At 41.6% G+C, this 19,529-nt stretch carries 18 protein-coding genes, 3 tRNA genes and 1 riboswitch; of the genes, 10 read left to right on the top strand and 11 right to left on the bottom strand.

Features of this window, described 5'->3' with window-relative positions:
- Complete coding sequence (locus DYC50_RS06270; RefSeq protein ID WP_115249454.1) at positions 1-750, top strand: OmpA family protein; 750 nt, start codon at positions 1-3, stop codon at positions 748-750.
- Between the two features lie 266 nt (positions 751-1,016).
- Here the strand turns inward: DYC50_RS06270 and DYC50_RS06260 are convergent.
- The 9 genes from DYC50_RS06260 to DYC50_RS06220 all read right to left on the bottom strand — a co-directional run bounded on the left by DYC50_RS06260 (position 1,017) and on the right by DYC50_RS06220 (position 7,096).
- Positions 1,017-1,103: transfer RNA gene (locus DYC50_RS06260), tRNA-Leu, on the bottom strand.
- A gap of 2 nt (positions 1,104-1,105) precedes the next feature.
- Positions 1,106-1,181, bottom strand: a tRNA-Gly gene (locus tag DYC50_RS06255).
- Positions 1,182-1,445: 264 nt separating this feature from the next.
- Positions 1,446-1,994 carry a CDP-diacylglycerol--glycerol-3-phosphate 3-phosphatidyltransferase gene (gene pgsA, locus DYC50_RS06250; protein ID WP_103853160.1) on the bottom strand — a complete coding sequence of 183 codons (549 nt, stop codon included), beginning with the start codon at positions 1,992-1,994 and terminating at the stop codon, positions 1,446-1,448.
- Between the two features lie 117 nt (positions 1,995-2,111).
- A complete protein-coding gene (locus DYC50_RS06245; RefSeq protein ID WP_115249453.1) occupies positions 2,112-4,976 on the bottom strand; it encodes a valine--tRNA ligase in 2,865 nt (954 codons plus the stop codon).
- Between the two features lie 14 nt (positions 4,977-4,990).
- Complete coding sequence (locus DYC50_RS06240) at positions 4,991-5,197, bottom strand: hypothetical protein (protein ID WP_115249452.1); 207 nt, start codon at positions 5,195-5,197, stop codon at positions 4,991-4,993.
- Between the two features lie 51 nt (positions 5,198-5,248).
- Positions 5,249-5,743 carry a HEPN domain-containing protein gene (locus DYC50_RS06235; RefSeq protein ID WP_147284853.1) on the bottom strand — a complete coding sequence of 165 codons (495 nt, stop codon included), beginning with the start codon at positions 5,741-5,743 and terminating at the stop codon, positions 5,249-5,251.
- A gap of 283 nt (positions 5,744-6,026) precedes the next feature.
- Positions 6,027-6,203: a hypothetical protein gene (locus tag DYC50_RS10650; RefSeq protein ID WP_172459055.1), complete on the bottom strand. Its 177-nt coding sequence runs from the start codon at positions 6,201-6,203 to the stop codon at positions 6,027-6,029.
- A gap of 15 nt (positions 6,204-6,218) precedes the next feature.
- Complete coding sequence (locus DYC50_RS06225; RefSeq protein ID WP_115249450.1) at positions 6,219-6,653, bottom strand: GNAT family N-acetyltransferase; 435 nt, start codon at positions 6,651-6,653, stop codon at positions 6,219-6,221.
- Positions 6,653-7,096: a DNA polymerase III subunit chi gene (locus tag DYC50_RS06220; RefSeq protein ID WP_115249449.1), complete on the bottom strand. Its 444-nt coding sequence runs from the start codon at positions 7,094-7,096 to the stop codon at positions 6,653-6,655. Before DYC50_RS06220 ends, DYC50_RS06225 begins: the two co-directional genes overlap by 1 nt.
- A 242-nt stretch (positions 7,097-7,338) precedes the next feature.
- Here DYC50_RS06220 and fumC point away from each other — a divergent pair, with 242 nt between their 5' ends.
- Positions 7,339-8,733 (top strand): class II fumarate hydratase, encoded by a 1,395-nt coding sequence (gene fumC, locus DYC50_RS06215; protein ID WP_115249448.1) that lies wholly within the window; start codon positions 7,339-7,341, stop codon positions 8,731-8,733.
- A 116-nt stretch (positions 8,734-8,849) separates the two neighbouring features.
- Here fumC and dld read toward each other — a convergent pair whose 3' ends face one another.
- Positions 8,850-10,541 (bottom strand): D-lactate dehydrogenase, encoded by a 1,692-nt coding sequence (gene dld, locus DYC50_RS06210; RefSeq protein ID WP_115249447.1) that lies wholly within the window; start codon positions 10,539-10,541, stop codon positions 8,850-8,852.
- 451 nt (positions 10,542-10,992) lie between these two features.
- Between dld and DYC50_RS06200 the strand changes: the two genes are divergently transcribed.
- From DYC50_RS06200 to DYC50_RS06175, 6 genes are all read left to right on the top strand, one after another.
- A complete protein-coding gene (locus tag DYC50_RS06200) occupies positions 10,993-11,721 on the top strand; it encodes a hypothetical protein (protein WP_147284852.1) in 729 nt (242 codons plus the stop codon).
- Complete coding sequence (locus DYC50_RS06195) at positions 11,721-12,266, top strand: septation protein A (protein WP_115249444.1); 546 nt, start codon at positions 11,721-11,723, stop codon at positions 12,264-12,266. The genes DYC50_RS06200 and DYC50_RS06195 overlap by 1 nt, the downstream gene beginning before the upstream one ends.
- Positions 12,267-12,275: 9 nt before the next feature.
- Positions 12,276-12,734 (top strand): acyl-CoA thioester hydrolase YciA, encoded by a 459-nt coding sequence (gene yciA / locus DYC50_RS06190; RefSeq protein WP_017806408.1) that lies wholly within the window; start codon positions 12,276-12,278, stop codon positions 12,732-12,734.
- Positions 12,735-12,747: 13 nt separating this feature from the next.
- Positions 12,748-13,044: a YciI family protein gene (locus DYC50_RS06185; RefSeq protein WP_103853029.1), complete on the top strand. Its 297-nt coding sequence runs from the start codon at positions 12,748-12,750 to the stop codon at positions 13,042-13,044.
- A 114-nt stretch (positions 13,045-13,158) separates the two neighbouring features.
- Entirely contained in the window at positions 13,159-15,765 is a 2,607-nt protein-coding gene (acnB, locus tag DYC50_RS06180) for a bifunctional aconitate hydratase 2/2-methylisocitrate dehydratase (protein WP_115249443.1), read from the top strand.
- A 222-nt stretch (positions 15,766-15,987) separates the two neighbouring features.
- Positions 15,988-16,090, top strand: a riboswitch (TPP riboswitch).
- A gap of 97 nt (positions 16,091-16,187) precedes the next feature.
- Positions 16,188-17,255 carry an ABC transporter substrate-binding protein gene (locus DYC50_RS06175; RefSeq protein ID WP_115249442.1) on the top strand — a complete coding sequence of 356 codons (1,068 nt, stop codon included), beginning with the start codon at positions 16,188-16,190 and terminating at the stop codon, positions 17,253-17,255.
- 43 nt (positions 17,256-17,298) lie between these two features.
- Here the strand turns inward: DYC50_RS06175 and DYC50_RS06170 are convergent.
- Positions 17,299-17,375, bottom strand: a tRNA-Met gene (locus tag DYC50_RS06170).
- Between the two features lie 236 nt (positions 17,376-17,611).
- Between DYC50_RS06170 and mltA the strand changes: the two genes are divergently transcribed.
- The gene (gene mltA / locus DYC50_RS06165) at positions 17,612-18,730 is read left to right on the top strand and encodes a murein transglycosylase A (RefSeq protein ID WP_115249441.1); all 1,119 of its coding nucleotides are present in this window, start codon (positions 17,612-17,614) and stop codon (positions 18,728-18,730) included.
- Positions 18,730-19,503, top strand: coding sequence for a tRNA cyclic N6-threonylcarbamoyladenosine(37) synthase TcdA (tcdA, locus tag DYC50_RS06160; protein WP_172459071.1), 774 nt, complete (start codon positions 18,730-18,732; stop codon positions 19,501-19,503). Before mltA ends, tcdA begins: the two co-directional genes overlap by 1 nt.
- Positions 19,504-19,529 lie beyond the last annotated feature (26 nt).

Raw genomic sequence — 19,529 nt, 5'->3', positions numbered from 1 at the left:
ATGAAAAAAATAGCAAGATGGACATTACCGTTGTTAGTAGCTAGCATTATAACAGCATGTGGCAACCTAAGTGATGTTAAAAAAGATGGCACAACTGATGAGCCAAAATGGCCAAAAATCGAAGATGCCAGCGTTAACTACTCTGGCTCACAATACGGTACTTGGCCAAACTGGGACAATATACGTCAAATTGAGGCTGGTATGAACAAAGACCAATTATATTACTTAATTGGCCGTCCTCACTACCAAGAAGGTCTATTTGCCGTGCGTGAATGGGATTATGTGTTTAACTACCGTCAAAACGGAGTTCACAAAATCTGCCAATTCAAGGTCTTATTTGATACTGATATGAATGCACAGTCTTTCTTTTGGCATCCAAATGGTTGTAACAACCAGTATGAATTGAGTGGTGATTTCTTATTCGACTTCGATTCAGCTCGCTTAACACCAAAAGGTCAACAATTGATTGAAACTGTAGTAAAAGGCTTAAAATCACAAAGTATCACATCAGTAACTGTAAATGGCTATACAGATCGTTTAGGTTCAGAAAGCTACAACCTGAAACTTTCACAACGCCGTGCTGATGCTGTAAAAGCCTATATGGTAAGTCTTGGTTTCCCTGCTCAAAAAATCTCTCCTTATGGATTGGGTAAAGCTGACCAAGTAGTAGCTTGTGATGGTGAAAGTGGTCAAGCATTAAGAGATTGCTTACGCCCTAATCGTCGTGTAGTGATTTCAGCAGAACAATAAAAATCAGTTGTTATTAGTTAAAAACCGCACGTTAACGTGCGGTTTTTTATTACAATAAGGTTTAGAAAGTTGCTAAACGCTATGCACATCTCAATGCCAACCATTTACTGAGCTATGCAAATCACGTCAAACTTACGTCAAGGTGCCTTTTAGACACAACAAAATTTGATGCTGAGAATGATATTTTGAAAGGAAAACCAGAAAATAAAAAAGCCGTAAGTTATTGATTTCAAGGCTAAACTTACGACTTAATATAAAATTCTTAATGGTGCCCGAGGGCGGACTTGAACCGCCACGACTCGAAAGTCGAGGGATTTTAAATCCCTTGTGTCTACCGATTTCACCACTCGGGCATTGGAGCGGGAAACGAGGCTCGAACTCGCGACCCCGACCTTGGCAAGGTCGTGCTCTACCAACTGAGCTATTCCCGCATACTTAGCTAACCATTCGGTCTTGCTAAACAACGAGGTGCATTTTACGGATTTACGCCGATTAGTCAAATAGAAATTTCTTACTTTGTGTTTGATTGACTAAAAAAAATTCACTTTCTATAAATTCGTTTATTTTGAAAGCAGAGTTTGATGATTTCCACTTCGATATTATTTTTAGCTTGGCTCTTCCACAAAAAAATTGATAAAAAAAACACCGCACTTAGTTATCTATTCAACCCAAGTACGGTGTAATTTTTGAGAATTTTATTCTTCTAATAAATTATCTTTTGCGGCTTTGAGATATTGTAGCATTGACCAAACCGTTAAAATCGCGGCGATATATAAGAATACGATGCCTGCAATTTCCATTAAAACATTATAACGCCATAGCAATCCGCCTAATGCAAGCATTTGTGAGGCGGTTTTCACTTTACCCAGCCAAGACACGGCCACTTTACTACGGCTACCGATTTCAGCCATCCACTCACGCAAGGCGGAAACGATGATTTCCCTTGAGATCATTACTATCGCTGGCAAAGTTACCCAAAAGCTGTGCTGATATTCCACCACTAACACCAGCGCGGCAACCACCATCACTTTGTCCGCGACGGGATCAAGAAATGCACCAAAGGGAGTGCTTTGATTCCATTTTCGTGCCAAATAGCCATCGAACCAGTCTGTAACGGCAGCGACAAAAAAAATCGCGGTGGTTAAAAATGGCGCCCAAGCAAAAGGGAGATAAAACGCCAAGACAAAAAATGGGATAAGCACCACACGGAATAAGGTCAGAATTGTTGGAAAGTTTAATTTCATAGGGCGTAACAATCACAGAAAATAGATAATCGTTGATTATTTTAAAGCATATTTTTCTAATTAGAAAACACTATTTAAAAAATATCCCTCTGAAAAGAGGGATATTTTTGCTCTAAATTAAAGAGCTTCAATCGCCTGATATTGCGCTTGAACTTTTGCAATCGCTTCTTGATAGCCTTGCATTTTTTCACGTTCTTTCGCAATCACTTGCTCAGGGGCTTTCGCTACAAAGGCTTCATTGCTCAATTTGTTTTCAATACGCGCAATTTCACCGTTGAGTTTTTCTAGCTCTTTGGTTAAGCGTGCTAGCTCGGTGGCTTTATCAATAAAGCCAGCCATTGGAATAAGAAGTTCCGTGTTGCCAACTAATTTGGTTACTGAGAATGGCGCTTCTACCCCATCATTTAACACTTCAACGCTATCTAATTTCGCCATACTTGCTAATAATGTGCAGTTATCTGCGAGAATTTGTTGCTGTTCCGGCGTTAAATGGCGTAATAATGCCTCTAAGCCTTTGCTTGGTGCAATATTGCATTCTGCCCGGATATTACGCACAGCGATAATGATTTCTTTCAGCCAATCAATTTGCTGTTCAGCTTGCTCATCAATTTGGCTCGGCTCGTACTGCGGATAAGGTTGTAGCATAATGGTATCACCACTCACGCCCGCAAAACCTTTCACTTTTTGCCAAATTTCTTCGGTGATAAATGGAATAATTGGGTGCGCTAAACGCAATAATTTTTCCAATACACGCACTAAGGTGCGGCTTGCACCACGTTTTTGTGCAGCACTGCCTTGTGCAAATACTGGTTTAGTCAGCTCCAAATACCAGTCACAGAACTGATCCCAAGTGAACTCGTAAATAGCATTCGCCGCCAAGTCAAAACGATATTGTGCGAACGCAGCACGCACCGCTTCCACTGCACGATTAAACTCAGAATTGATCCAACGATCCGCTAGGCTATACTCCACTTCGCCCTCTGATAGATCCAATTTGTCATTGGTGAGAACAAAGCGGCTTGCATTCCATAACTTGTTACAGAAATTGCGGTAGCCTTCCAAACGTTTCATATCCCAGTTAATATCACGTCCATTGCTGGCAAGGGCGGCAAGGGTGAAACGTAATGCGTCTGTACCGTGTGCAGCGATGCCATTCGCAAATTCTTTGCGTGTGGCTTTGGCAATTTTTTCCGCTAACTGCGGCTGCATCATATTGCCGGTGCGTTTTTCTAATAAATCATCAAGGCTAATACCGTCGATCATATCAATCGGATCAAGCACGTTACCTTTTGATTTTGACATCTTCTGTCCGTTTTCATCACGAATTAAGCCTGTTACATACACGGTTTTAAATGGCACTTGCGGTTTGCCATTTTCATCTTTGATGAAGTGCATCGTAAACATAATCATACGTGCAACCCAGAAGAAAATGATATCAAACCCCGTGATCAAGACATCTGTTGGGTGGAACATTTTCAGTTCTTTGGTCTGCTGTGGCCAACCGAGGGTAGAGAATGTCCATAAAGCCGAAGAGAACCAGGTGTCTAGCACATCTTCATCTTGTTTGAGTACAATATCAGAATTTAGCTGATATTTTGACCGCACTTCTGCTTCACTGCGAGCCACATAAATATTCCCTTGTTCATCATACCAAGCAGGAATGCGATGTCCCCACCAAAGTTGGCGAGAAATACACCAATCCTGAATATCACGCATCCACGAGAAATAGAGATTTTCATATTGCTTCGGTACGAATTGGATTTCGCCCTCTTCTACCGCTTTGGTTGCCACTTCCGCCAATGGTTTTACGCTCACATACCATTGATCGGTGAGCATCGGTTCAATTGGTACGCCACCACGATCGCCATAAGGCACTTTTAGATCGTGTGGTTTAATTTCTTCCAATAAGCCTAAGGCATCAAAGTCCGCTACGATTTGCTTACGCGCTGCAAAACGCTCCATTCCACGATATTTTTCTGGAATTTCCGCCACATAATCCGCTAAGGGTTTGTTGTCCACACCGATGATTTCAGGTTCATCACGAATATCCGCATTCAAAGTCATCACGTTCACCATTGGCAACTGATGACGCTTACCCACTTCGTAGTCGTTAAAATCGTGTGCTGGGGTAATTTTTACCACACCAGTACCAAATTCACGATCCACATAATCATCAGCGATAATCGGGATTTCACGATTCGCCAGCGGTAAGAGCACGGTTTTGCCGATAAGAGATTGATAGCGTTCATCTTCAGGATGTACCGCCACCGCGGTATCGCCCAGCATTGTTTCAGGACGTGTAGTAGCAACCACTAAATAATCTTTGCCATCTGCCGTTTTTTCACCGTTCGCCAACGGATAGCGGAAATGCCAGAGCGAGCCTTTGCTTTCCTTATTTTCCACTTCGAGATCGGAAATCGCTGTGTGGAGTTTTGGATCCCAGTTTACAAGGCGTTTACCACGATAAATCAAGCCCTCCTCGTGCAAACGCACAAAGACTTCTTTCACCGCCTCAGACAAGCCATCGTCCATTGTGAAACGCTCACGTTCCCAATCAATGGAGTTACCCAAACGTCGCATTTGCTGGCTGATCGTGCCACCTGAATACGCTTTCCAATCCCAGATTTTTTCAATAAAGGCTTCACGGCCGTAATCGTGGCGAGTTTTGCCCTCTTCCGCTGCAATTTTACGCTCCACCACCATTTGTGTGGCGATCCCAGCGTGGTCTGTCCCCGCCTGCCAAAGGGTGTTATCCCCCTCCATACGGTGGAAACGGATTAAAGTATCCATTAAGGTTTGTTGGAAAGCGTGTCCCATATGCAACGATCCTGTTACATTCGGCGGTGGAATCGCAATGCAATAACTCGGTGCATTCGGGTTTTCATTCGGCTTAAAATAGCCCGCTTCTTCCCAGTGTTTATAAAGTGCTTGTTCTACGGCAGAGGGATCAAAACGATCTGCCATTTCAAATTTTTGTGTCATATATTATTGCTCTTTTAAGATTTATAAATTAGATCTTTTGCAAATTTCCAAAATTTTGGATTAAAGATAACAAAGATAAATAATGCTGCAAAATAGTTATCGCTATGGTATCTGCCAGCAGGAACAGAAAAAAGCATTAGTAAAGCAATAAAACCAAATGAAATAGATATAATCCAACAAATAAGTTGAAATAATCCCCAAAAACTAAATTTTTTATTCACTATTTACTCCTTAATAAGTTCATCATTGTTAAGTTAAAAAAATTAATAAAATTATAATCTATATTTCTCTGCGATTTTTGACCATAATTTATGTAAATTATCAAAATCAAATTTATCATTACTAGAGACTAACTCTAATTCCCCAATTTTTTCCACTACATCATATAAATTTTTCTGTTCTAATTTATAGAGTTTTTCTAAGCTTTCACTTTTTTTCGGTATTGGATATTTTCCAGCCCATATAATATATTCAGATAAAATATCCAATAAATTCAATTCATCTTTTGATAAATTAACTTCGATATTGTTTGCCAAGTTACGTAAATTATGAGTATGTGTAATTGAAATGCCTGACTGTATCAAAATAGCTTTTATGAGTAGTTCAAAAGACATTCCCATTAACATTTTATATGTATTCCAACACCCAATTTCTTCCTTATGCTTCCACAATATTGAAGCTGAAATAAGTAAATCCCCAGCTTTTGAATGCCAATAGACATCACATTTATCCATTCTCTTGAATGTATTTTCATATGAATTACTCAATATTCTCTCCAACAATACATTCTTTAATTCCTGACACCACTTTGCAATTCATCAACCCATTGGGTTAATTTATGATCACTAATGTGAAAAACTAAATTTGAGGCTTAACCTGAATTGTCATAAATAAAATGCCCGCCTTTTCGTACTCTCGCTTGCACCCTTTTCACATTAATATCAAGATCATTAACACCGATATAATTTAATCTTACATAAAACCCTTTAGATAAAAGAACGCAAGGTACTTTTGCCTGCTCCATTAGTACCGCAATAAAAAATGGCTAAATTATTTTGCATACTCAATCACTTCTTCGCGTCCATCAGGATAATGATCGACAATATCACCATTAGGACGCTGGAAGGTGAGAATTTCACGTTTTTTCTTATCTTCCATCCAAGGCTTAAAGCGAATGGCTAATTGCCGTTGTTGTTCGATAATTTCTTCTTTAGTCATCGGTTTCATCTTATCTTCCCCAACTCAACGCACCAATTCCATATCCAAATGCGGTATGCCGTCTTCTAAATATTCTGCTGAAGTAGGCTGGAAACCAAAAGTGCGGTAGAAATTTTGCAAATAAGTTTGAGCTTGGATTAACACAGGTTCTGCTGCCCAATGTTGTTGGCAATAAGCCAACGCTTGTTGCACTAATTCTTTGGCTAAGCCTTTGCCCCGTGCGTACTGTGCGACTAGCACTCGGCCAATATGCACGCCGTCATCTTGTGGGATAATGCGGCAGTAAGCACAAATTTTGCCGTCAAATTCTTGCCAAAAATGCACCGCACTTTTATCCCAGTGATCTACTTCTTGATAGGCACATTGCTGTTCCACCACAAACACGGCGGTGCGTAATTGATAAATCGCAAACAATTCTTCTGTGCTAAGTTGGGCGAAAGATTTTGCAATCCACGACATTAGGCTTGCTCCGTGCTTAATTGCCAACCAAGCTGGCGGTATTGTTTATAACGCTCGCGGGCGATGGCCTTTTGGCTTTCTTCATTGGGGACGAAATCAATCACTTGATTAAAGCTCGCAATAAAATCAGGCACTTGGTTTTGTAAATTAATCAGCAGATCTCGCCGTTGTGCGTTACGTTTACCCGCCCAGCTAATTTCAATCGGTGTGGCATATTGAGTGATTTCGCCCGATAAATTATGCGGCACAAATTCTTCAGGATCTCTCGCCCATAGGGCTTCATCAAGGCGAAAAGCCTGCTCTTCACTTTCGCAGCTAATTAGCACTTTTTTGCCTAATCGCCAAGCTTGCACAGCCAAATCACAAGCCAAGGTTTCCATTGCGGACAATGGCGTTTTGGGTTGTGTTTTTTGTAAAATGTAAAACTGTGCTTGCTTTGCCATAAAAATGCGTCTTTTGCCTGTATGAAATCAAATTTTTAAACGCATAATTTTAACGAAAAATCAGCGAAATAGAAAACATTAATTTTTACGCTATCAAAAAATTCAAAAAAATCTTACCGCTCTTTATGATCTATATCACAAAACAAAAAATTCGCCCTGCCCTTTACGTTCCATTCCTACTCCCAAAGTGTTAAACTCAAGGCGTTTTCTTATTATTAATTCAATCATTTGAGGTAACTAGAATGGAATTTCGTATTGAAAAAGACACAATGGGCGAAGTGAAAGTACCAGCCGATAAATACTGGGCAGCACAAACAGAACGTTCGCGCAACAATTTCAAAATTGGCCCTGCGGCTTCAATGCCCCACGAAATTATTGAGGCGTTTGGTTATTTGAAAAAAGCCGCTGCGTACGCAAACAGTGAGCTAGGCGTGTTGCCAGTGGAAAAACGCGATTTAATCGCGCAAGCCTGCGATGAAATTTTAGCCCATAAACTTGACGATCAATTCCCTTTGGTGATTTGGCAAACGGGTTCAGGCACGCAATCCAATATGAACTTAAATGAAGTGATTGCTAACCGTGCGCACGTTATCAATGGTGGAAAATTAGGGGAAAAATCCATTATTCACCCAAATGATGATGTGAATAAATCACAATCTTCTAATGATACTTATCCAACTGCAATGCACATTGCTGCCTATAAAAAAGTGGTTGAAGTAACCATTCCTTGCATTGAACGCTTACAAAAAACCTTCGCAGCCAAAGCGGAAGCTTTCAAAGATGTGGTGAAAATCGGGCGTACTCACTTAATGGACGCCACGCCACTCACTCTTGGACAAGAATTTTCTGCCTATGCCGCACAATTAGATTTCGGTTTGCGTGCATTGAAAAACACCCTACCACACCTTGCGCAACTGGCTTTAGGTGGAACTGCGGTAGGAACAGGGTTAAATACGCCAAAAGGCTATGATGTGAAAGTGGCTGAATACATCGCAAAATTCACTGGCTTGCCATTTATCACCGCAGAAAACAAATTTGAAGCGCTTGCCACCCACGATGCCATTGTGGAAACCCACGGTGCATTAAAACAGCTTGCGGTATCCTTATTTAAAATTGCTAACGATATTCGCTTATTGGCATCTGGCCCGCGCTCAGGCATTGGTGAAATCTTAATTCCTGAAAATGAACCGGGATCTTCTATTATGCCGGGTAAAGTGAACCCAACGCAGTGCGAAGCGCTCACAATGGTTTGCGCACAAGTGTTAGGCAACGACACCACCATTTCCTTTGCGGGCTCACAAGGGCATTTCCAACTTAATGTATTCAAACCTGTAATGGCATATAACTTCTTACAATCTGCCCAGTTATTGGCTGATGCTTGTGTATCGTTCGATGAGCATTGTGCAAGCGGTATTGAACCAAATCACCCACGCATTAAGCAACAACTTGAAAATTCCTTAATGTTGGTAACGGCATTAAATACCCATATTGGTTATGAAAATGCGGCGAAAATCGCGAAAACTGCGCATAAAAATGGTACAACATTAAGAGAAGAAGCCATTAATCTTGGTTTGGTTACCCCAGAGCAATTTGACGAATGGGTTCGCCCTGAAGATATGGTGGGCAGTTTGAAGTAAAATTTGTCAAAAACTGACCGCTCTTTTCACTAAAAAATAGTACTAAAAAAATAGCAAGCTCAATATCGAGCTTGCTATTTTATTTTGTCATTATGCTGTGCTTTTATAAATTTAAATTACGCCCAGTGTTTCTTTTTAGAAGTTTTACCAATGCCTGGATTGAAGCTATTGGTCGGATCTAATTTTTGGTAGAACGCTTTCAATTCTGGTTTCGCTTCATACAAATGCCCTACGTTATGTTCCGCGGGGTATTGCGCGCCGCGCTTATCAAGCAAGGCTAACATTTCGTGTTCAATTTCTTCCCAATCGTAGCCTTTTTTGACTAAATAATCTTGGTGGAACACATAGCACATAAAATGACCGTAATAGAGTTTATGAATTAATTTATTTTCTAACTCGGCAGGCAATTTCTCAAACCAATCTTGATCGTTACGGCGTAAAGCAATATCCAAAGCCACGATTTCTTCTACTTCAGGTTCGTGAATAGCACGATAACGAATAGCAGCAGAGGCCACAGCAAAGCGGTGCAACATTGCAGCTTGGGTTTCTTCTGGGCTACATTCAAAATATGCCCCTTTGGATTTATCTGCAAATAGGCTTTGCAAATATTCTCTTGCTTCTTTCACGCCTTCCCCACCCATTTTTAAAATTAAGTGATGTTCATATTGATCACGATAATCTCTTAAACTTTGTGGCAAATGCTGCGGTAATAACTTAGAAACAAATTGCAACGCTTTGTCGCTAAGATGATTTGGTAAAAAAGCGAATTTTTTCATTAAGCGATCGGCTTTGGCTTTTAAGGCAAATAATTTTGGTAAACGGTGCGTACCAAAACGTTTAATCACCCAGAAAGTATCTTTCCCGTATTCTGCGGCAATATCAAAGGCATCACGATGAATATATTCACCCGAGACTGGCAAACTGCTAAATTCAGCCAAAATATGACGGCGAATGTCGGTTAAAACTTGGGTATCATTTGTGCCGATATAAAACACCGCACTTTCTTTATCTTGTGGGAACGTATCCAAACGCACAGCAAACACGCCCAATTTTCCTGCACTGCCTGACGCTTCATAATGACGATTCGGATCCGCATTAAAACGTGCAGGTGTGTCCGCATCAATTTGGCGAACGTGGTGGCAATAATCGTGATCGTGTCCTTTACCGCAATCAAGATGAATGTCTTTACGCTGATAACGCCCTTCTTGCAAGTTAGTCAGAATTTCTTCAGGGCTATCGCCTAAATCAATACCAAGATTGTTGATGAGGTGCAATTCACCGTTCTCATCTAACTGTGCGTACAATGCCATTTCCGTATAAGCTGGCCCACGTTGCACCAAGGCTCCACCTGAATTGTTACAAATTCCGCCAATCACCGAAGCGCCGATACAAGATGAACCGATAACAGAATGTGGCTCACGTTTATATTCTTTCAGCAATAATTCCAAATCATTTAAACGCGAACCAGCAAAGCACACCACTTGCTCTGCATTATTAATAGGCTGAATACCCGTCATTCGCATTGTATTGATAAGCACAATATCGCGCTCATAATCATTTCCCGCTGGGGTTGAACCGCCCGTAAGCCCTGTGTTTGCTGCTTGTGAGATCACGATCACATCGGCTGCAACACAAGCTTTTAACACTTGCCAATATTCTAATAATGATCCCGGACGTACCACAGCTAGCACTTTTCCTTGCCCGAAGCGGTAGCCTGTGGTGTATTCTTCCGCTTTTAGCGGATCGGTAATCACATATTTAGGACTAACAATTTGCGTTAATTGCGTAATTAAATGGGTTACTGACATTTGACACCTCTTATATAATGTAACAAGAATTTAACATTAGCTACTATAAAACGCATAACAAGGAATTTCAATCAAAGAATGCGCGGATGCTTTATCTCCTAACCATTGATGCGTATTTCGCCAATTTTTGCCATTGAAAAGGAATCGTTTTGTGATGAAGTTCAAAGTTTTTAAAAATTTGTTAAAAAATTTGAAAAATTTATTTCCCGCACTTTTCATTTTGTTTAACAATAAGGACAATTAAAGCATAATATCGCTTCTCTCTTTTATATAAAATATGTTGAATGCGCAATAGTGCGAACATTTTAAAGGATTACATTGCGATGTGGGATTTTTAGCAAACCAAAAGCAACAAAAAAAGAGTTATTGTATAATGTCGCAATGATTTTTAACTGGAAGCAAACTAATGAACATTAATTTTACTCAAATTTTTCAAGATTGTTGGAATTTTATGCGTAATCAAAAAAAGATTACTCAGCAATTTGTCTTTTTCTTTTTGATTAACTCGTTAATCTTTTACTTTCTTTTAACCGCAGTTGTGCCAATGCCTGAAATCAGCCAAACAAATGGGCAAAATTTCCCTTTACCCAGCAATATCAGTGCAGAATTCTTGGTAATTGGTGTGGCACAACAGCTAGTCGGCTTATTTATTTCTTCTTGGGGGATTCTCACCTTTCACCGCATTAGCACTCAACAACAAAATCCGTCAAATCAAAATCCCTTAAACCAAAGTGCGGTGTTAACTTTACAACGTTTTGCAGGCGTGGTGGCAGTGAGTGTGATTGGGTTTATTCCCTTAATGATCGGCTTGGTAGAAAGCCTGTTTGCCATTTTACAAGGACAATCCCCTTCAATCCTCTCTTTGGTGGCAATGTTGCTCGGCTTTTTTATTTTTGTGCGCTTAAGCCTCGCTTCTACCGAATATCTGATTCAGCCCGTGGGCATTATGCAAGCCTTGAAAAACAGCTGGCTAAGTGGCGTGAAACGCGCTGCGCCATTGTTTATTTATTGTTTGTTAATTTATGTGGTGCTGCCATTTGTGGTAAGACGCATTTCGTCATTGAGCGATAACCTTGTTTTTGATGTGGTAATGTTATTTTTAAGCGCTGCGGTGGGCGTGTTTTCGTTACTTTTCACTTATCGCTTTTACACCTTATTTATGCGCAAGGATCAACAATAATGAAACAAATTTTAGAATTTATACCGCTCTTAGTTTTTTTTGCTGTTTATAAACTAGTCGGCATTCGTGAAGCAGCCATCGCCTTGATTATTGCAACCATCATTCAGCTTGTGGTACTGAAACTGAAATACGGCAAAATTGAAAAACAACAGATCATTATGGGAAGTGCGGTGGTTTTTTTTGGCGCTTTATCCGCATATTTCAACGAATTAGAATTTTTAAAATGGAAAGTAACGGTAGTTTATGCCTTGTTTGCCTTGGCATTAATCATCAGCCAAGTGATTTTTAAGAAACCGCTCATTCAGCAATTATTAGGTAAAGAAATTCAACTGCCCGATGCCGTTTGGAATAAATTAAATCTAGGCTGGGCAGGATTTTTTCTATTTTGTATGATCCTAAATATCATCATCAGCCAATATTTTTCCGATGATCTTTGGGTGGATTTCAAAACCTTCGGCATTATTGGACTTAGCCTTGTTGCAACAGTCGCAACAGGCGTTTATATTTATCGTTATCTTCCAAAAACAGAGAATAAAGAACAATAGGAAAACATTATGTCTGCATTTATTGAAACCAAAACGGGTCGCCAATCACAAGGCACATTGTTATTGCGCACCCTTGCGATGCCTTCTGATACCAATGCCAACGGCGATATTTTCGGTGGTTGGATTATGTCGCAAATGGATATGGGCGGTGCAATTTTAGCCAAAGAAATTGCGCACGGCCGTGTGGTTACCGTGGCGGTGGATAGTATGACTTTTATCCGCCCGATTTCTGTGGGCGATGTAGTATGTTGCTACGGCCGCTGCGTGAAAGTAGGACGCACTTCATTACAAATTAAAATTGAAGTGTGGGCGAAAAAAGTATCCAGCGAACCCATTGGTGAACGCTATTGCGTAACCGAAGCCGTATTCAGCTTTGTTGCGGTAGATAGCAACGGCCGACCGCGTGCAGTTCCAAGAGAAAATAACCCTGAGCTAGAAAAAGCCCTTGCGTTAATTGATGAAGCCTAAGAAAGGAGAAACTATGTATTACGTTATTTTTGCTCAAGACAAACCCAATACCCTCGCTCAACGCCTTGCGGTGCGTGAACAACATCTTGCACGTTTAAAACAATTACAAGCAGAAAACCGCCTTTTAACCGCAGGCCCAAATCCTGCCATTGATGACGAAAATCCTGGTGAAGCTGGATTTACTGGCTCAACAGTAATCGCCCAATTTGACAGCCTTGAAGCGGCACAACAATGGGCAAGCCAAGATCCTTATGTGGAAGCTGGCGTTTATGGCGAGGTGATTATTAAGCCATTTAAGAAAGTTTTCTAAGCAAAAAATCGCAAAAATTCTCTCAAAAAACACCGCACTTTTCTTGTTTAACGCAAGAAAGTGAAAACAAGAAAAGTGCTACCCCTAACGATAAAAGCAATAAGAGGAAACACAATGTCAAACTTTCTACAAAATTACCAAAAACATATTGATGAACGTGCGGCACAAGGTGTTGTACCAAAGCCATTAGATGCCGAACAAACCGCACAGCTTATCGAATTATTAAAAAATCCCCCTGCTGAGCAAGCCGATTATCTCCTTGAGCTTTTTAAAACCCGCGTGCCAGCAGGGGTGGACGAAGCAGCTTATGTCAAAGCGTCCTTCCTTGCTGCAATTGTCAATGGCACGGCCCATTCGCCATTAATTAGCCCAGAAAGTGCGGTGCAAATTTTGGGTACAATGCAGGGCGGTTATAATATTGAACCCTTGCTGCAAGCCCTTGATAATGAAGCCCTCGCCCCTTATGCCGTCAGCGCCCTTTCTTCCACCCTTTTAATGTTCGATAATTTCTACGATGTAGAACAACGTGCCAAACAAGGCAATCCTTACGCACAACAAATTCTTGAATCTTGGGCGAATGCAGACTGGTATTTATCACGTCCAAAATTAGATGAAAAGATCACCGTTACCGTATTTAAAGTGTCGGGCGAAACCAACACGGACGATCTTTCCCCTGCGCAAGATGCGTGGTCGCGCCCTGATATTCCTTTGCACGCCTTAGCAATGCTGAAAAATGAACGAGAAGGCATTCAGCCTGATGACGCTGGCAACATTGGGCCAATTCAACAAATTAATGCGTTAAAAGAAAAAGGCTATCCGCTTGCTTATGTGGGCGATGTGGTCGGCACAGGTTCATCACGCAAATCCGCCACTAACTCGGTGCTATGGTTTATGGGGGAAGATATTCCTTACATTCCGAATAAACGTGCAGGCGGCGTGGTATTAGGCGGAAAAATTGCTCCTATTTTCTTCAACACCTTAGAAGACGCAGGCGCATTGCCAATTGAAGTAGATGTCAGCAAGCTCAATATGGGCGATGTCATTGATATTTACCCATATCAAGGCAAAATCTGCAAACACGATAGCGATGAAGTTTTGGCTGAATTTAGCTTAAAAACCAATGTGTTATTAGATGAAGTGCGCGCAGGCGGACGTATTCCATTAATTATTGGACGTGGGCTAACCCATAAAGCGCGTCAATCCCTTGGCTTACCTGATAATGATGTGTTCGCAAAACCACAAGCGGTGGCAGATAACCACAAAGGCTTTACCCTTGCACAGAAAATGGTCGGTCGCGCTTGTGGTGTAGAGGGCATTCGCCCTGGGCAATATTGCGAACCAAGAATGACTTCAGTCGGCTCGCAAGATACCACTGGCCCAATGACCCGTGATGAGCTAAAAGATCTCGCTTGTTTAGGTTTCTCATCAGATTTGGTGATGCAATCTTTCTGCCATACGGCTGCCTATCCAAAACCGGTGGACGTTGTTACCCACCACACCCTGCCTGATTTTATTATGAACCGTGGCGGTGTGTCCCTGCGTCCAGGGGACGGCGTGATCCACTCTTGGCTCAACCGTATGTTATTGCCAGATACCGTAGGCACTGGCGGCGATTCACACACACGCTTCCCGATTGGTATCTCTTTCCCTGCGGGGTCAGGTTTGGTGGCATTCGCCGCTGCCACTGGTGTTATGCCATTGGATATGCCTGAAAGCGTGCTAGTGCGTTTCAAAGGGGAAATGCAACCAGGGATCACCTTGCGTGATTTGGTACACGCTATTCCTTATTATGCGATCCAACAAGGTTTGCTCACCGTAGAAAAACAAGGCAAGAAAAATATTTTCTCAGGCCGAATTTTAGAAATTGAAGGGCTAGAACACCTGAAAGTGGAACAAGCCTTTGAGCTTTCCGATGCCTCTGCTGAACGCTCTGCGGCGGCTTGTACCATCAAATTAGATAAAGAACCGATCATTGAATATCTCAATTCCAATATCGTGTTGCTCAAATGGATGATTGCTGAGGGCTATGGCGATGCGCGCACCCTTGAACGTCGTATCAAAGCAATGGAAAAATGGTTAGAAAACCCAGAATTGCTCAGCGCTGATCCTGATGCAGAATATGCTGCGGTGATCGAAATCAATCTCAACGAAATCAAAGAACCGATTTTATGTGCGCCAAATGATCCTGATGACGCTCGCCTACTTTCTGAAGTGCAAGGAGATAAAATTGACGAAGTGTTTATCGGCTCTTGTATGACTAACATTGGGCATTTCCGTGCCGCTGGAAAATTATTAGCCAAATTCAAAGACGTGATTCCAACGCGTCTATGGCTTGCGCCACCAACTAAAATGGACGCCAGCCTATTAACAGAAGAAGGCTATTACAGCATTTACGGCAAAAGTGGCGCGCGTATTGAAATTCCAGGCTGTTCACTTTGTATGGGTAACCAAGCGCGCGTGGCAAACAACGCCACCGTGGTGTCCACTTCCACCCGTAACTTCCCGAACCGCTTAGGACAAGGCGCAAACGTGTATTTGGCTTCCGCAGAACTCGCCGCCGTAGCAGCACTACTCGGCAAACTGCCAACGCCAGAAGAATACCAAGCCTATGTGGCGGATTTACAGCAAGACAAAGACGACACTTATCGCTATATGAATTTTGATCAACTTAATCAATATACACAAAAAGCCGATCAAGTGATCTTCCAAGCGCCAGCTTAATAACGCCTATCACAAAAGTGCGGTGAAAAATTAAAAAAATTTCACCGCACTTTTCTTTTTTCTCTGTTTATTAAAAATAAAAATGCAGTTATTTTCTTTCCTAAATAAAAATCAAAGTGCGGTAATTTTTTTCATTATTTTTATTAAATCTTTTCATCATTAATTAATGCCATTTAACCTTTTTCTCATTGACAGCCCTAGCCTGCCCTTTCTATACTAAACGAGAATTAGTCGGGGTGCTTGATGGAATATCCAAACAAGCTGAGATAATACCCGTGAACCTGATTCAGTTAATGCTGACGTAGGAAACTAATTAGATCATATTCTTGCAAACGCCTTTATTTTGCGGAATTTTCTGCTTTACCTTTCTAATTTCTTTCTTGCTCGTCAATATCACTTTTTAATCATTTGTTAATAAGGAAATGACAATGCAATTTAAGACGTTTTTCTCATCATTTTTAACCAAATCACTTCTGCCTATTTGTGCTGCAGGCAGCCTGTTTTTATTCAGTCTCAATGCGCAAGCTGAAGGGCGATTAACAGTTTATTGCAGCGTGCAACATTCCGTCTGCGAAAAAATGGCGAAAGTTTTTGCCAAGAAATATAACGTGGACACCAAATTTGTGCGTAACAGCACGGGCGCAACCCTTGCTAAAATCAAAGCGGAGCAAGCCTTGCCTCAAGCGGATATTTGGTACGGCGGCACAATTGAACCGCACTTTCAAGCCGCACAATTAGGCTTACTCGAGCCTTATCGTTCGCCATTGCAAGCGGAAACTATGCCACAATTTAAAGCCTTGCTCGACAAACACGGCGATGTGACCTCCATTGGCTACATTATTGTGTTAGGCATTGGCGTAAACACCGAGAAATTCAAACAATTAGGCATTAAAGACTATCCAAAATGCTGGAAAGATTTAACCGATCCTAAATTTAAAGATCAAATTCAAATGCCTGATCCGCGCAATACTGGCACGGGCTATACTTTTATCGCAACGCTAGTACAGTTATTCGGCGAAGAAGAAGCCTTTCGCTATCTAAAAGCCTTAGATAAAAATATTTCTCAATATGCTAAAAGTGGTACAGAGAAATCCAATCTCTCTCGTGGAGATGCGGCGGTAACCATTGGTTTTATTAATGGTTATCAAACCGAGAAAGAAAACGGTGCGCCTGTGGAAGCCATTTTACCTTGCGAAGGCGACAGCTATTCCCTTGGCGGCATCAGCATTTTGAAAGGGGCAAGAAATTTACAAAATGCAAAATTATTTATGGATTGGGCATTAACGCCTGAAGCACAAGAAATTGCGTGGCGTGAAGAAAAAATGTATCAAATTCCAACCAATATTCACGCCAAAGCCTCACCAAACTCCACTGATCCAAAAACCTTAAAACTCATTGACTTTGATTTTGAACGCTTTGGTTCAGATGAAGAGGGCAAGCGCTTGATTAAACGTTGGATTGAAGAAATTAAGCTCAATGCGACAAATTAAGCAGACAATAAAAAACCGCCGATAAAATCGGCGGTTAGAAATCTGGTTGCGGGGGCTGGATTTGAACCAACGACCTTCGGGTTATGAGCCCGACGAGCTACCAAGCTGCTCCACCCCGCGTCTGTGGAGGCGTACTATACGCCGTTTTATTTTTAATGCAAGCCTTAACCCTAAAAAAATGATTTAACTGATAGAAAAATCGGCAATTTGCTGAGTTTCAAGGCAAAATGCACAAAATTTCCACCGCACTTTTCTTGATCTAAAAAATAAAAGAACGCAAAAACTGCTATCACTTTGGGCGGTTTTTTGTTATTTTACGCCGTTTGATTGCAAATGATTTTATTAAGGAACTTCAAATGCCGATGTCTGCAAAATTTTTCAAAAATTGCACCGCACTTTTAGCTATCGCGGTGCTTTCTGCTTGCTCTAGTTCAACCCATAAAACAACCAAAAAAGTGAGCGTTAAAAATACCACTACTGATACCAAAATTTTCGGCGCAAAATATGATGGGCGCACCTATCAGCAACAATTCTTAATGCCAGTTTCCCGCGTAGAAAATCGAAGTGCGGTAATAAATCAAGGAGATTTTTTGACCCAGCTTTCTAATGTGCGTCAATATTCTTCACGCTTAACCAATAAATTTGCGGTGAGCTACGGCAAAATCACTAACTGGGTTTTATCGGGCGCAAACGTCAATGAATTATCCAGTTTCGGGATTCAGCCAATGATTATGAAAGGGCAAGATGGCTATCAAAACGTGTTGATGACGGGCTATTATTCCCCTGTTATCCACGCACGCCGTACGCCACAAGGCAAATATAATCAGCCGATTTACGCAATGCCAAGCCCATCGCAAAAACGCGTGAGCCGTGCGCAAATTTATGCCGGTGCATTGCGTGGTAAAGGCTTGGAATTAGCTTACAGCGATTCAATGATCGACAATTTCCTACTTGGTGTGCAAGGCAGTGGCTATGTGGATTTTGGTAACGGCGACTTGAACTATTTCGCCTACGCAGGGCAAAACGGCTTAGATTATGTGGCGGTTGGGCGTTTATTGGTGGAAGATGGTGAAATTGCCAAAGAAAAAATGTCTATCCAAGCCATTAAAGATTGGGCAAAGGCGAACCCATCGCGCTTGCAAGCCTTGTTAGAACGCAATCCATCTTATGTGTATTTTAAAAACGATCCAACGGGCAAAGTGAAAGGCTCGGCAGGCGTGCCGCTCGTGCCAATGGCATCGATTGCTTCCGATCGCTCGCTTATTCCTTCTGGCTCGGTGGTGTTAGTGGAAGTGCCACAAATTGACCGCAAAGGTAACTGGACTGGCGAACACAAATTGCATTTGATGATTGCCTTAGATGTGGGCGGTGCGGTAAAAGGCCATCACTTTGATTTATATCGTGGGATCGGTGATGAAGCGGGGCATATTGCTGGCTTATCAAAACATTATGGACGAGTTTGGTTGTTAAAATAATGACAGCGCGTATTGATAATTATGAACAGCGCTTTGGAGGCATTGCGCGTCTATATTCTGCAGAAGGATTAGCAAGGCTACACCAAGCACATATCTGCGTGATTGGCATTGGGGGCGTGGGATCTTGGGCGGTGGAAGCCCTTGCCCGTTCTGGCATTGGTGAGATCACAATGATTGATATGGACGACATTTGCGTTACCAATATTAATCGCCAAATTCACGCCATTTCAGGTAATGTGGGCAAGCTGAAAACGGAAGTGATGGCAGAACGTGTTGCGTTGATCAATCCTTATTGTAAGGTGAATATTATTGATGATTTTCTCTCACAGGAAAATTTGGCGGATTATCTTAGCCGTGGCTATGATTATGTGATTGATGCCATTGATAGTGTCAAAACCAAAGCCGCACTGATCGCCTATTGCAAACGCAATAAAATCAAGGTGATCACCGTGGGCGGTGCAGGTGGTCAGACTGATCCGAGCCAAATCCAAATTGCGGATTTAAGTCGCACTATTCAAGATCCCTTGGCTGCCAAAGTGCGGTCAATTTTACGCAGAGATTATCATTTTAGCCAAAATCCTAAACGCAAGTTTGGCGTGGATTGTGTTTTCTCAACCCAGCCATTAATTTTCCCACAGCAAGAAGGAAATTGTGCAGTTTCCGCCACAATGAACTGCGCTAATGGCTTTGGCGCGGCAACGATGATTACCGCTACTTTTGGCTTTTTTGCCGTTTCTCGAGTAATCGACAAACTGCTGACAACGATCAAATAACTTATTTTTTAATAAAAAAAAAGATG

This window comes from Avibacterium avium (assembly GCF_900454535.1).
In the GTDB taxonomy this organism is placed as follows: domain Bacteria; phylum Pseudomonadota; class Gammaproteobacteria; order Enterobacterales; family Pasteurellaceae; genus Avibacterium; species Avibacterium avium.
The sequence above is the reverse complement of the archived record's forward strand: the minus strand, read 5'-3'. Positions and strand labels throughout refer to the sequence as shown.

Bases quoted from the DNA above. Each gene is read 5' to 3' on its own strand.
- DYC50_RS06270 (WP_115249454.1), top strand. From the start codon at position 1: ATGAAAAAAATAGCAAGATGGACATTACCGTTGTTAGTAGCTAGCATT.
- mltA (WP_115249441.1), top strand. From the start codon at position 17,612: ATGCCGATGTCTGCAAAATTTTTCAAAAATTGCACCGCACTTTTAGCT.
- fumC (WP_115249448.1), top strand. From the start codon at position 7,339: ATGGAATTTCGTATTGAAAAAGACACAATGGGCGAAGTGAAAGTACCA.
- DYC50_RS06200 (WP_147284852.1), top strand. From the start codon at position 10,993: ATGCGTAATCAAAAAAAGATTACTCAGCAATTTGTCTTTTTCTTTTTG.
- dld (WP_115249447.1), bottom strand. From the start codon at position 10,541: ATGTCAGTAACCCATTTAATTACGCAATTAACGCAAATTGTTAGTCCT.
- acnB (WP_115249443.1), top strand. From the start codon at position 13,159: ATGTCAAACTTTCTACAAAATTACCAAAAACATATTGATGAACGTGCG.
- DYC50_RS06245 (WP_115249453.1), bottom strand. From the start codon at position 4,976: ATGACACAAAAATTTGAAATGGCAGATCGTTTTGATCCCTCTGCCGTA.
- pgsA (WP_103853160.1), bottom strand. From the start codon at position 1,994: ATGAAATTAAACTTTCCAACAATTCTGACCTTATTCCGTGTGGTGCTT.
- yciA (WP_017806408.1), top strand. From the start codon at position 12,276: ATGTCTGCATTTATTGAAACCAAAACGGGTCGCCAATCACAAGGCACA.
- DYC50_RS06225 (WP_115249450.1), bottom strand. From the start codon at position 6,653: ATGTCGTGGATTGCAAAATCTTTCGCCCAACTTAGCACAGAAGAATTG.
- DYC50_RS06195 (WP_115249444.1), top strand. From the start codon at position 11,721: ATGAAACAAATTTTAGAATTTATACCGCTCTTAGTTTTTTTTGCTGTT.
- tcdA (WP_172459071.1), top strand. From the start codon at position 18,730: ATGACAGCGCGTATTGATAATTATGAACAGCGCTTTGGAGGCATTGCG.
- DYC50_RS06175 (WP_115249442.1), top strand. From the start codon at position 16,188: ATGACAATGCAATTTAAGACGTTTTTCTCATCATTTTTAACCAAATCA.
- DYC50_RS06220 (WP_115249449.1), bottom strand. From the start codon at position 7,096: ATGGCAAAGCAAGCACAGTTTTACATTTTACAAAAAACACAACCCAAA.
- DYC50_RS06185 (WP_103853029.1), top strand. From the start codon at position 12,748: ATGTATTACGTTATTTTTGCTCAAGACAAACCCAATACCCTCGCTCAA.
- DYC50_RS10650 (WP_172459055.1), bottom strand. From the start codon at position 6,203: ATGAAACCGATGACTAAAGAAGAAATTATCGAACAACAACGGCAATTA.